Annotated in this window: 13 protein-coding genes; 3 read left to right on the forward strand and 10 right to left on the reverse strand. The window is 40.9% G+C overall.

The features are described 5' to 3' along the window. Window positions 1-84: 84 nt before the first annotated feature. From V7K42_RS07120 to V7K42_RS07140, 5 genes are all read right to left on the reverse strand, one after another. On the reverse strand, window positions 85-222 hold the full coding sequence (locus V7K42_RS07120; protein WP_334914821.1) for a hypothetical protein: 138 nt from the start codon (window positions 220-222) through the stop codon (window positions 85-87). 253 nt (window positions 223-475) lie between these two features. Continuing rightward, window positions 476-1,396 (reverse strand): histone deacetylase family protein, encoded by a 921-nt coding sequence (locus V7K42_RS07125; protein WP_334914822.1) that lies wholly within the window; start codon window positions 1,394-1,396, stop codon window positions 476-478. Window positions 1,397-1,956: 560 nt separating this feature from the next. After that, the gene (locus V7K42_RS07130; RefSeq protein WP_334914824.1) at window positions 1,957-2,790 is read right to left on the reverse strand and encodes a metallophosphoesterase; all 834 of its coding nucleotides are present in this window, start codon (window positions 2,788-2,790) and stop codon (window positions 1,957-1,959) included. Between the two features lie 274 nt (window positions 2,791-3,064). Beyond that, window positions 3,065-3,895 (reverse strand): metallophosphoesterase, encoded by an 831-nt coding sequence (locus V7K42_RS07135; RefSeq protein WP_334914826.1) that lies wholly within the window; start codon window positions 3,893-3,895, stop codon window positions 3,065-3,067. A gap of 471 nt (window positions 3,896-4,366) precedes the next feature. Continuing rightward, window positions 4,367-4,639: a GlsB/YeaQ/YmgE family stress response membrane protein gene (locus tag V7K42_RS07140; protein WP_094344745.1), complete on the reverse strand. Its 273-nt coding sequence runs from the start codon at window positions 4,637-4,639 to the stop codon at window positions 4,367-4,369. Window positions 4,640-4,973: 334 nt separating this feature from the next. Between V7K42_RS07140 and V7K42_RS07145 the strand changes: the two genes are divergently transcribed. From V7K42_RS07145 to V7K42_RS07155, 3 genes are all read left to right on the forward strand, one after another. Then, window positions 4,974-5,606 (forward strand): bifunctional 4-hydroxy-2-oxoglutarate aldolase/2-dehydro-3-deoxy-phosphogluconate aldolase, encoded by a 633-nt coding sequence (locus V7K42_RS07145; RefSeq protein WP_334914828.1) that lies wholly within the window; start codon window positions 4,974-4,976, stop codon window positions 5,604-5,606. A gap of 113 nt (window positions 5,607-5,719) precedes the next feature. Continuing rightward, window positions 5,720-6,235, forward strand: coding sequence for a L,D-transpeptidase (locus V7K42_RS07150; RefSeq protein ID WP_334914830.1), 516 nt, complete (start codon window positions 5,720-5,722; stop codon window positions 6,233-6,235). 463 nt (window positions 6,236-6,698) lie between these two features. Further along, window positions 6,699-7,238 carry a L,D-transpeptidase gene (locus tag V7K42_RS07155; RefSeq protein WP_334914832.1) on the forward strand — a complete coding sequence of 180 codons (540 nt, stop codon included), beginning with the start codon at window positions 6,699-6,701 and terminating at the stop codon, window positions 7,236-7,238. 217 nt (window positions 7,239-7,455) lie between these two features. On the opposite strand, the gene V7K42_RS07160 is transcribed toward V7K42_RS07155, so the two are convergent. The 5 genes from V7K42_RS07160 to V7K42_RS07180 all read right to left on the reverse strand — a co-directional run bounded on the left by V7K42_RS07160 (window position 7,456) and on the right by V7K42_RS07180 (window position 12,883). After that, window positions 7,456-9,054, reverse strand: a complete 1,599-nt coding sequence (locus V7K42_RS07160; protein ID WP_334914834.1) for an Hsp70 family protein — start codon at window positions 9,052-9,054, stop codon at window positions 7,456-7,458. 216 nt (window positions 9,055-9,270) lie between these two features. Next, window positions 9,271-9,510 (reverse strand): hypothetical protein, encoded by a 240-nt coding sequence (locus V7K42_RS07165; RefSeq protein WP_334831684.1) that lies wholly within the window; start codon window positions 9,508-9,510, stop codon window positions 9,271-9,273. 163 nt (window positions 9,511-9,673) lie between these two features. Further along, on the reverse strand, window positions 9,674-10,657 hold the full coding sequence (locus tag V7K42_RS07170; RefSeq protein ID WP_334914836.1) for a polysaccharide deacetylase family protein: 984 nt from the start codon (window positions 10,655-10,657) through the stop codon (window positions 9,674-9,676). Between the two features lie 232 nt (window positions 10,658-10,889). Continuing rightward, window positions 10,890-11,774: an aspartoacylase gene (locus tag V7K42_RS07175; RefSeq protein WP_334914838.1), complete on the reverse strand. Its 885-nt coding sequence runs from the start codon at window positions 11,772-11,774 to the stop codon at window positions 10,890-10,892. A 53-nt stretch (window positions 11,775-11,827) separates the two neighbouring features. Beyond that, a complete protein-coding gene (locus V7K42_RS07180) occupies window positions 11,828-12,883 on the reverse strand; it encodes a glutathione S-transferase family protein (RefSeq protein ID WP_334914840.1) in 1,056 nt (351 codons plus the stop codon). Window positions 12,884-13,116: the final 233 nt, after the last annotated feature.

A 13,116-nucleotide genomic window follows, 5' to 3' on the forward strand; every position in this document is an offset into this window, starting at 1 on the left:
CATGCTTTAGTATTCCCAAGATCTTTCCACGGCGAACACTTGCACCCAATGGTTTTGGTAAGAAGTACACTGCTATCTGTAAACTTAGTGTTCTTCTGTCTTTTCTATTGTTTCAATTACCGCCAAACCTATACCAGAAGCTGCTATTAACAGTACCACTGATATTAAATAAGCGTTTGTCAGCATCCGCAGGGCTTCATCGAAGAAAATGTAGGTGGTCATTGCTTCACCTTTTGAACTTTGTGCTGCTAGTACTTTTTATTTCTCCACATCCCGAGGGGTGAATTTCGCTGAGAAACTGCTAGCAATTGCATCTTAACAAAACTTTAGCTGTTTCAGAACATCCTTCAAAATTTTTATTTCAGAAAATTTAATGAACTTGAGAAAGAATAGCATTAGGCATTATTATTCTACGCCTCTATGCCTCTGCTCCTTTGCTCTTCCCTAGTCCCCATTTCAAGAAACCAAGGAAAGCTTAAACTAAACAGCGTTCAATTGTCGCTACAACTGATTGCGAAAGAGTCTCAAAGTCATAACCACCTTCTAAGCCAAAGAGAATTTTACGAGTTATGCCTAGACAATAATCAGTAAATAAAGCGTAATCTTCTGGCTGCAAATTGATATTTGCCAAAGGATCTGCGGCATTGGCATCATAACCAGCGCTTACAATCAGTAAATCTGCCTGGAAGTTCGCTAAAAATGGTACAACCTGTTTTTCAAAAAGTGGCTGATATTCTGCAATATCGCTACCAGGGCGGACTGGTAAATTTAATACATTATTATGAAAGCCGCGTTCTGTCGCTCTGCCAGTACCGGGGTAGCAGGGATATTGATGTAGGGAACAGTAGGCGATGCGTGCTTCACTTTCAACGATCGCTTGCGTACCATTACCGTGATGCACATCCCAATCAAGGATGGCAACACGGTTAATTCCGGGTTGTTCGAGGGCAAATAATGCGGCGATCGCCGCATTAGAAAATAGGCAAAAGCCCATCCCAGCATCACTTTCTGCATGATGTCCTGGGGGACGTGATAGTACAAAAGTTGGATTAGCCGACTTTAACACAGCTTCAACACCATCCAACCATGCACTGACTGCCAGCAAAGCCACATCATAACTGCGCGGGGAAATTGGCGTATCTCCATCCAGAGGGCCGCCACCACTAGAAGCGATTTGCCAAAGTTTTTTGATGTAGGCTGGGCTATGGGCTTTAACCAACATAGACATTAGTGCTGGCTGTTCTGATGTTGGTGTGGGCGATCGCCAGTCAATTTTATCTGCGAATGTAGCTGCTTTTAGGGCAGTGGCGATCGCACTTAAACGTTCTGGTTTTTCAGGATGGTATTTTCCAGTCTTGTGATCTAAAAATTCGTCGGAATAGATGACTGGCAGCATAGGACGAAAAAGCTTGGCAGCAGGACAATGAATGTTACTTATTGTATCGTCACTGGCACAAACCGTTTTTCTTTGTATTAAAAAACCAATGAAGTCGAAAAAGCTTAAGTTTCATAAAAATGTACCTCAGATGAATAAACACGATGCTAGATTAAGAACAAGGTACAAACAGGTTAAAAGTTAACAAAAACTTTCATATTAGAGCCTGTGCCTTATGCTCTAATAATATTGCGATCGCTATGATTGGTTGTGGCATCCATTCAATGAATTTTACCTTTAGTTTAATGAGTTGTTTTGGAGGTTTGAAGACGTACAGCCAGAAAATGCCTGCCTAGTTAGGATGTTGGGATGTGCAATTCTGAGTAGAGCGATGTCTGCGACGGGCTTACGCCTACGCGAATATTATCCACCTTAGTTGAGTTACTTACTTCTGAATTCTCCAATCTTCAATAAACCGCCTCAAGCTGCTGATATTCATCCATCGTAGCTTCTGGCGGTTTCTGCTTTGAGTGTCATTAGTCATTTGTCATTTATTTAGAGCAATGACCAATGACAAATGACTAATGACTAACTAAGGTAATTACAGTCACTTCTGGCGGACAGAATAAACGTCCTGGTTTATAAGTTCCTAAACCCCGATTGACATATAATTGATTTTTTTGCACCTTGTGAAACCCTTGCGCCCACTCCCAATATCGCACGACTTTCGAGCAGTCTCCTAGAAAAAATGTTACCCAACGCCGTAATTTTTTGGGAATTTTTTTGAGTAGCTTTTTATAATAAAATACTACAGGGCCAATGCCAGGAATGACGATATGACCGCCGTGGGTATGACCGGATAATTGCAAATCTACGCGCCATTGTTGCAGTATCTTAGCTGTATCTGGGTTATGGGATAAAACGATGCGGGGTGTAACAGAATCTAGTTGATTCATGACTGGTGCGGGGTAGAATTCCCGCGACCAATAATCAGCTAGTCCTACCAATGGTAATTGTTTTCCGAATGGATAGGCGATTTCATTCCAAAGCACATGCACCCCAATGCTAGTTAACGCCTGTGTAACTTCTGCTTTTGAATGGCTGTAATAGATATCATGATTACCCAGTACAGCGTAGATACCACAGCGACTTTGCAGATGTTTGAGTCGATGCACCAATTGGTGAATCGGTGTCGGATCGTCAGTTACATAGTCACCAGTTAACAGAATTAAATCCGGTTCAGCTTCGTTAGTAAGTGCGATCGCTTTTTCTAACATATCTTCCGACAGCCGCAAACCATCGTAGTGAAAATCTGACAACTGCACTAGCGTTGTACCTTGTAAAGATGCTGGAAGTTCCGCAATCTTAACCGTGATTTTATCTACTCTTAAATGCCCCGTAAATAACCAATGCATAAGCCAACCGATACTCCTCATACCAGCGCTTACAGCTTACCAAAAATAAAAATGTAACTTGAGAAACTGCAATAATTTATGTCGCAAGTAGTTGGACAAAAATATTTACAATCATGGTGTAATTAATTCTGTCCAAGTACTTATATTCCAAAAATAATTAACTAATTAGCTTAAATCTAAAGATAGTCTAAGAAGACTTTGCCTTAGTTTGCAGGCATTCATTAGCCGAAATACCTGCTGCTATTCCGTTTTTTAATTTTGAAGTTTGAATTAGTTACTCACTTTGTAGCGTGATGATAGTAACTTCTGGGCGACAAAATAAGCGTCCTGGGAGATAAGTTCCCAAACCACGATTGACATACATCTGATTTTTTCCGATCCGATGGAAACCCTGTGCCCATTCCCAATGCTTGACTACAGAAACATTTACTTCTAGAAATGGCACTCGACGGCGCACTGCTAAGGGGATGTTTTTTGTAATCTTGCTGTAAGCCAATGCCGCCGGGCCAAATCCGGGAATCACGATTTGACCACCGTGAGTATGACCAGATAATTGTAAATCAACTCGCCATGCTTGCAGTATCTCCGCAGTATCTGGGTTGTGGGATAAAACGATGCAGGGTGTATCGGGGTTTAGTTGATTCATGACCGGTGCAGGGTAGAATTCCCGCGACCAACTATCAGCCAGTCCAACGATTGGCAATTCTTTTCCTAGTGGATAGGCAATTTCGTTCCAAAGGACGTGAATTCCAATGCTAGTAAGGGCATCTGTCACTTCTGATTTGGCGTTTTTGCCATGTATATCATGATTACCAAGAGCCGCATAGATACCACTGCTGCTTTGCAGATATTTAAGTCGAAGTATCAGTTGGTGAATGGGTGTCGGATCGTCAGTTACGTAGTCACCAGTTAATAAAATTAAATCTGGTTTAGCTTCGTTAGTAACTGCGATCGCTTTTTCTAGCATATCTTCCGACAACCGCAAACCATCGTAGTGGAAATCTGACAACTGCACCAGCTTCTTACCTTGTAACGATGCAGGCAACCCTGCAATGTTAACCGTCAATTCTTCAGTACTCAACGGCCCAGATAATAACCAGTGCATAAGACGTTCAATAAACTCTAATCATAGCGCTTACAGCTTAACCAAACATTGTTGCTTTGTGTGTATCGAGCAGTGCAACTTATTGAAAATTTTATTAAATCTATAGACTTTAGGGTATTTATACTTGTTTAAATCAGACCTAACTTTGCTGTTATTTCACATCAGAGTATGGTGCATTTCTCTGAAAAACGGGGAGAGAGCGATTGATGTAACGGATATAAATCAACTATACGGTTTAGCAGATTATATTGAAAGAAAAGCTGGTATAGGAATTCTTAGAGCTAATTAAGACTTTTAATAAAATTTTACACTGAGCGATCGCACACCATTAAAATCCTACAAATTTTTATTTATCAATAAATAAAAAAATAGCGTCACCATAATAACAGGCGGACGCTATTTTTTTATTTAATTCACAATAGTTAAATGAATTTACTAAATTCCCTTCACTCATTATCCGCAATTTTGCTCTTATACAGCGCTGCGGTTGGTTATTAAATTCCAGAGGAAAACTGCAACAATTGCACCAAGAACTGCTACTGCAATACCAGGAATGCTGAGGGTCGGAGCTGCTAAACTTAACGTTCCTGTACTGAAAAATACTCCTAAGCTGCCGCCAACAAAAGCACCGATGATTCCTAATAAAATAGTTCCCAGGATTCCGCCGCCTTGATGACCGGGGTAGATAGCCTTAGCGATCGCACCAGCAATTAGACCTAAAACAATCCAAGCAAGAATATTCATTGTTATTAATTCGGTAAACGTTTTTCACTCACAGCTATATACTATCAATCTTAATCTTTTGATTCCATCTACCATCAGAATTAATCATGAATATCCATGAGGAATAGCTTAATCACAACTAGGTTTATTGATATTTGCCTCCACTGAGATAAAAAAAACTCCTAGTAGGTCTTGAACTAGGAGCTTATTAAACTATTGCTTGGTAATTGCAGTATATGCCTTTTTACTTACCTCTCTCCTCTACTAGAAGAATTAAGCTGAATTTTTAGAGACTGTCTCTAAAGTAATGTAAAGGAAGCAAAATCAGGCGACTAATTCTTAATTCCCACTTAAAATGCCCAATAAAATTTGGTTATCACAGTTGCAAAGACATAGAGCGATCGCAGTCATCCGCGCCCCTAGAATCGAAGTGGGACAAAAAATGGCAATGGCTGTAGCATCTGGGGGAATGCAGCTGATTGAGATTACCTGGAATAGCGATCGCGCTGGAGAATTAATCAGTCAACTACGCTCAGAATTACCAGCCTGTACTATTGGTACTGGTACGTTATTCAATGTGCAGCAGCTACAAGAAGCGATCGCATCTGGGTGTCAATTCCTCTTCACCCCTCATGTTGACCCCGCAATGATTCAAGCAGCCCAAGAAAAAAATGTGCCTATCGTACCAGGAGCGCTGACTCCTACAGAAATTGTCACCGCCTGGAGTCAGGGCGCTAGTTGTGTAAAAGTGTTTCCCGTACAAGCAGTGGGAGGGGCTGATTATATCAAAAGTTTGCAAGGGCTACTAGGTCAGATTCCCTTAATTCCTACTGGCGGGGTGACTCTAGAAAATGCCAAAGAATTTTTGCAAGCAGGAGCGATCGCTGTCGGTTTGAGCGGTGATTTATTTCCCAAAAAGCTTGTCACAGAGGGAAATTGGGAAGCGATCGCATCTAGGGCAAAAAAACTCATGCAACAGTTAGGTTAAATTAGAATCAAATCATCAAAAATTAACGTCTATTAAAGTAGTGGATAAGGAAATAAAAGTGAAACCTGATAAGTTTCTCAATACCTGATGATTTGAGTATGAGTGTATCTAAAATGAACAGACTTATTTATTCTGACTGGGTGCGTCGCTTAAAAATACTCCTTACTGGTACAGCACTGTCTTTAAGTGTTTTTACTACTACTGGAACAAGTGAAGTTTGGGCGAATTCCAAAGATCAAGTGATTGCACAAACAATCCAGACATTACAACAATCAGAGAAGCGTTGGATTCAAATTGATCTTTCAAAGCAACGCTTAGTAGCTTGGGAAGGTGACAGAGTGGTTTATGGAAGTGCAATTTCCTCTGGCAAAAAAGCTACTCCCACTCTTGTTGGTACTTTTAAAATTCAATCCAAGTTCAAAACTACGCGGATGCGCGGAGAAGACTACAACGTTGACAACGTTCCTTATGTGATGTTTTACCAAGGTAACTACGGTATTCACGGTGCTTACTGGCATAAAAGATTTGGTACTCCAGTAAGCCACGGCTGTGTCAATCTCTCACCTAAACATGCAAAATGGCTATTCGAGTGGGCATCCATAGGAACACCAGTAGTCATCCAGAAATAGTAGGTGGAGCAACTATAAGGCAATTTAGATAAAATCATTAATAACAATAAATCAAGACAATTGAATGATTCTCAGCAATATTTGATGCTGAGAATCTTCGGAGTCGGAATTAATGAATTTGAAATAAAATATATAAGAGGGTATTCATCCCAAGTTTGGATTTTAGATTTGGGATTGAGGATTAAAAATCTTTTCCTAATTTGATATTATCCGCTTTCCCCCAAAGAAATAAGCGTAAATCCTGACAATTCCTGTGTAAAACTACAAATGCAAATATTAATTCGGGAAAAGTTTGCATTGACGCATTTAGATTACAGATTTTTTTGTAAAGTTTGTTCTTAGTCATTAAAGAATGACTAATTAGATGCGGATTAGTTTAGGACTTGTTTTGAAAAGTATTAGCGGATGAATTGCGTAAATCCTTCACTTCATGATTTTTACGTACTTTAGAAGGTCAGGCATAATGCAATTCTGGATTCGCAGTGGTGGGATTCGTTCTTCAAAAACTTTTTGTACAAGCGTGGCGTTAGTGGTGGTGACTTTATTTTCGTGGTCAGCACCGTTAGCAGGCGATCGCCACTCTACCACAGCTATAGCTGCGTCAGTCGATGAAAATGGCATCACTGAATTTAATCTCAGGCAAACATCCCAACCTCGCTGGATTGAAATTGACCTGTCAGAGCAACAGTTACGTGCATGGGAAGGTAAAAAACTTGTTTATTCATACCGCATTTCTGGAGGGAAGCGATCGACTCCCACACCCATAGGTAGATTTCGGATTAATTCTAAGTATCGCACTCATCGAATGCGAGGCAAGGGCTACAATATTCCTGACGTTCCTTACACAATGTATTTTTATGAAGGTTATGCCATCCACGGTGCTTACTGGCATAACCGTTTTGGAACTCCAGTCAGCCACGGTTGCGTGAATTTACCCGTTAAGCAAGCTCGCAATGTTTACAACTGGGCTAGCTATGGAACCTTAGTAGTGGTGCATAAATAATTCGTAATTCGTAATGGGCTACGCCCCGCTACCCTAACGTAATTCGTAATTAAGATTCCAATTATGAATTAAGGATTGCGTAGGCGTAGCCCGTCGTAGACATAGCCTAATTCTCAAACAAACTAGTATCAATGTGAAAATTGATTTTCCAAAAGCGGATCATTCTGCGGGCTACGCCTACGCTAATATAGCGCTTCTGACTCCGTTTCAATAACCTCTAACTCAATTGTGCCACGAGTTGATTTTCCAAAAGCGTGTCATTGGTTAACAAGTCTTCAACGGTGATTCGTAAAAAGCGTTGCTCATCAACTTGAAAGAGAATTTTGATGCGATCGCTTCCAGGATATCCTGCTGGTGTCAGTTGGGCAATTGTCCTCGCACCTTCTTGATCGTTGAGAGGTCTGACGCTGGTTTCGCTATCATCTAGACGGCGGGTAATCAAGCGATCGCCATCAAAATAAACTTCAGTACTACCCGTATCTGCTCCCAATTCTCCCATAATTAATTCAATGCTGGGCTGATTTTCTAAAGAAGCACCTAAGACTAATTCCACTGGCTGACTCATCGGGTATGCTTGTCCCGCTTTAATCAGAGAATGCCATTTGTGACGCTGATTGCGGCGATCCCAGTAGCGGATACCATAACTATGATAGAGAAAGTCTTTGATTTGTATGCCTTGTGCTAACTGTAATGCACCTTGAGCGATCGCTTCAAAGGGACGTTCGCAACGGATTTTTTCTGGCTCAAAATACTGTTTTATCCATGTCTGCACTGCGGGTAATTGCACAGTTCCACCAACCAACAAAACTGCATTAATATCAGGAAGTTCAATTCCTTGGCGTTTTGCTTGCTGCAACAGTGTTGTCATCGACTCATCCAATAACTCAAAAAATGCGTGTTCTTTGAGGATATTTTCAAAAGTATCGCGGTTCAATTCTAATTCATAGCTTTCAAATGTCTCATCATCAAAATAAACTTCACTAGCTTGGTTTTGGGTTGATAGCTGAATTTTCACCCGTTCTGCTAATCGTGTTGTCAAAGGACTTACCGTCAGTTCTTGAGTTTTGGCAAAGTAATCTACCAACCAATTATCAATATCAGTACCGCCCAGATTTTGCCCAGCTTTCGCCAGGACACGGGCAGTTTTAAGTTTTTGTTTTGAATCTTCAGCCAAAGACTTATTACCCCATTTTAGAAGAAATCCCAAGGGCTTTGTGGTTGCTTGCACGCTTTGATCCAACCGAACAAGAGACAAATCTAAAGTACCGCCACCGAAGTCAATCACCAAGAGATTTTCTCGATCTGCCAAGCCATAACCCAAGGCGGCTGCTGTGGGTTCATCCAGCATCCGCACCTGTTCGATAGGGAGGGCTTGACAAACTTGACCCAACCAGTGACGATAGGCTTCAAAACTATCTACAGGTACGGTTAAGACGAGAGAATCTAACCCACCTTGTAGGGGTGCTAGTTCTGCAATTACTTTGGTAAGGAACCATTGCCCTACTTGTTCAAAGGTGACAATTTTCCCATCTAGTTCAGGTAAATAACCTTGGATATCTGCACCAATACCGCGTTTGAAGCTGCGGAAAAATCTAGTTTCGCCTTTGAGGTCAAGACCGCGATCGCGCACTTGTTGCCCGACTAAGACTTGATTCTGGCTTGCGTCTTCAACATAAACCAAGCTGGGAATCAGTGGTGGATTGAGACTTTGTTTAATTGATAAACCTGGTAGAGTCAGGGTTTCTGGCTGCTGGGTTACTGGGTTCCAACGAGCAATGACTGTGTTGCTAGTACCAAAATCGATTGCGATCGCCATATTTTATATTTATTCTCTCGCACGAAGAGGCCAAAGCTGCTTTATCTGTGATTATTCTCTATAAGTTACCAAGAATGCAAATACGCCCAGACGCTTGCTTCTTTGTATCTCAACCCAGATATCAATTCAGTCCGTTCTGGTGCAGCTAGTTTTTATCTATTAATAAAGAACCTACGACTAACCCGATACTACAGGCTAGCGGTAGGTAGTTTAAGCTCAATCTTCATGCCTTAACTGCCATACTGCACCGCAAGCCGCCCCAGCCCCAGCTAACAATCCGGTACTCATTCCTTGGATAGTTTTTTGGATTGGATCTTGAGTTAGACAGTCACTTGTAACCTTACTGTCTTCCAAGCAGAGATTAGTTTCTGCCCAAGCAGCAGTACCTCCTAAAATTACACCAGTTATACTACAGGAAATAACTAGCAGCAAAAGGCGTTGAGTTTTTCTAACCATAGATAGATGTGTAAAAAATTGAAGATAGAAGTTGACTATCAATTACTTTACACATTCTTGCCAGTAAATGTCAGCTGGTTTCAAAAATGAAACAAGTAAAAATTAATTTTGCCTGTAATTAAGGATACAAGTTTGCCTGAATAAATCCCATAGATTATATTTTTTACCTCTTTTGAGGCACTAATACAGGTAGTTGACGTGCGCCAACTACGGATTTGGCGTGTTGTCCAACAGTTAAAACATTAAACTGGCTAGATATAAGTTCCAAACTTTTGTTTACTATTGCTAGCTTTTTGTAGGTAGGGACACTCATTCCAGGGAAGAATGATAGTTCTGGCACATCCTCTTGGCTGATAAAATCTGTCGGATGGAATAGAAAAGAAGGCTGGACACGCGTAAGTTTACACAGCCAAAGGGCAATTCGCAGGTAGAGTAGGGCCACTTCCGAAGAAAATGTACTGAGATACATGATGTAACTGAAGTGAATTGGCACTTTGAAAATTGGCATGGTGGTAACGGGAATTTCAGTCAGTTTATCCTTACCCATCTTCCACTGGAAAGGTTTTAAAGGCTGCAAACCATCCTTAAAACCACCAAACAGGGCTTCCCGTTTCTTGCGTTCTTCCTTGCTCAGTTTACAGGTCATTAAATAATATGCTCGTGCTATGGGGCCCAAAAATGTGGGGAAGGTCGAAGCATCATATTCGTATCCCCGTCGTGCCAAGACTTTCAATACCGCAGGAGAAAAACTGTATCCGGGGCCCCGGAAGCCGATAGGATGTTGATGAGTGACGCGCTTGATATGTTCTTCGGCCAACGCCACCTCTTGTTCAATTTCATCCTCTGAATACAGATGTAGCCAAGGATCGTGGTAAAATGAATGATTGCCAATTTCGTGGCCGGCGTTAGCGATCGCTTGTAATGCTTTGGTGTTCTTTTCCAGGGCTGCATCCTGACCCACAATGAAAACTGTGATTGTCAAATCCCACTGCTGAAAAATATCTAAGAAACGAGGGACTGCAATATCTAAGTAAGAGGGGAAAGTCTCCCAACCCGGAGCGCCCTGGTTTTTTAGAAAAGACCAAACGTTATCCAAGTCTAAAGAAAGACTGGCTATTGGTTTGTTTCCTGGTCGCTTCGCTTTCATTATGAATTTAAGTATTTGGACAATTTTAAGCGTAAATTTAACTAAGTCTTAGAAAGACGGATTTAAGAACCTGCAACTTTACTTTATTCCTTAGGAATGTGTCCAACTGGATATTCAACATCTCAACAGTTACAGGAATTATAAATTAGGATCGGCATATTTTCTAGGTTATGATGCTCAATTTATATCATTAGTTCCAAGAAAAAGCGATCGGACAAAAATTTTCAACATCCTAAATATTGATTTGCTGTCTCTGAGTCAAACACATTGCAATTCCTTTTTCGTAATAAGCTGCCTCATTAATAAAAATCGGCCAAACGGTAGATGCACCCTCGTAAATAATTGTTTTATCGTCAAAAGTTAAAAAGATTGGATCTCCTGGGTTCAAGGCTTGGTAATCCTTGTCTTGAAGCTCTGGATGAATCATCCCAAAGATTTGACCATTCTGTTGTTTTGGATAGTCCACAACTGATAAATGGTCATAGAGAATCAAGGTTTTGTTAGTTGATGAAATTTCCCCCTGGTTAAACTGTTCTAGATAGTCGAGAACCGCATAGACAAGTTCCTCTGTTTGTTGGAACAGCATTGCTTTTAAGAGTCCTTGAGCAATCGGGCCAACCTCGATCGCAAAGCCTAATTCGCACAAAGAATTGACAAATGGATTTTCTGCAATTGATTTAAAAGAGCAGCGATAAACTCTTACCAAAGGGCTAATCTGGCTGAGATAAGCGGCTAATTGCAAGTTTAGGGGATGACTGTTTACCAAAATAATTGTCAGACCCATATTAGCTGTACTGCTGTGCAAGTCTAAGATAAAGTCTACTTGTTTATCTTTTTTTGAAGATAGGGTGTTTTGAATTGATTTAGCTTGCAATTCTTCGTAACTGTTAAAAGTTGGATCTTGCAAATCTTGCTGGAGAAAACAGCGATTTAAATCCTTTTCTACATATCGCCTCCCTGCTGCAAAAGCATTAGGATTTGCTAATAGAGTGACTGTCTCAAAACTTTGTCTAGCAATCAAATTAGGAAACTGGGCAAATTTTTGGATTAAATAGGCCCCAGTGAACTCATTACCATGAGTTCCACCGACAATTGCAACTCGATTAATCTGGTTCACAATTACATCAACTACAGACGTGCAGCCATCGAGGTATCAGTTATCAATGTACCCTATGAAGCATTCACTGTGCCGATGTGATCGCGCCCTGATGGTTGATTAAGATAAGACATATCAGGCCCATCGGGAATAATGCCGCCGGGATTGAGTGGGAATAGGTTCCCGTAGTAGTCTCGCTTTACACTTTCTACATCGCAGGTGTCAGCCACACCGGGAAGCTGATATAAATCGCGTAAGTAAGCTCCCAAGTTGTGATAGTCTCGAATTCGCTGTCTATTGCACTTAAACAACCCGTAGTAGGCACTATCAAACCGAAATAACGTTGTGAATAAACGGACATCTGCAAGCGTCAGATTGTCCCCACATAAATATCGACTAGTTTGCAATGCAATGTCAATCTCATCAAGAGTTGCAAACAGTTCGTTACAAGCTTGATTGTATGCTTCTTGGGTTTGGGCAAAGCCACAGCGATACACACCGTTATTTACCGCGTGATAAATTTTCTCATTCCACCAGTCAATTTTCTCTTTGAGTGCTTCCGGGTAAAGATTGAGTGTGGGATTGCTGGCGAACTCGTTAAACTCAGAGTTCAGTATGACGATAATCTCTGAACTCTCATTATTAACGATAGTTTTCGTTTGGTTATCCCATAAAATTGGAACTGTAGAGCGTCCACTGTAACCAGGTTCAGTCAACTGATAAAATTCAGCCAGTGTGCGACAACCTTCTTCTTCTTGGTTGAATATCCAACCGCCTTCAATGGGAGAAGGAGAAACGATACATACTGATATTACCGCTTCAAGTTTTTTGAGCGATCGCACAACCAGGGTTCGATGCGCCCAAGGACAACCTAACCCAACATAGAGTTTGTAGCGTCCTGCTGCTGGTGGGTGCGGATTTCCTTCTTCTGTGCTAATAAACTTGCGAAACTGACTATTAGGACGAATATATGCTCCCGACTGATTGCTAGGGGCAAGTTTTGACATCATTATCTGCCACATAGTCGTCCAGACAAACTTTCCTAGCCAAATGATTAGCTTTGGAGGAAGTGTCTTACCCTTTTTCTTTGGGGAATTTTTTTCGTCATCCATTGGAGTTGAATTGCTCATAGTGACAATCTTGCTTTAGGAGGATTGACGTTATCAATGTTTTTACTAACTATATTTTGATGCTTACAATTTGCTCTGAATTTTACTACTCTACTACGCTTTGTCTGTGCTTTGGATCATATTTTTTATAAAAAATTTATAAGCTAATCGTCATTCAAATTGCATATTTGTATGCATGTAACTTTTGTAACATCAGCTTATTGCTGACAAGTTAAGCTTATCAACCATTTATC

This window comes from Nostoc sp., from assembly GCF_036917455.1.
GTDB lineage: Bacteria > Cyanobacteriota > Cyanobacteriia > Cyanobacteriales > Nostocaceae > Nostoc.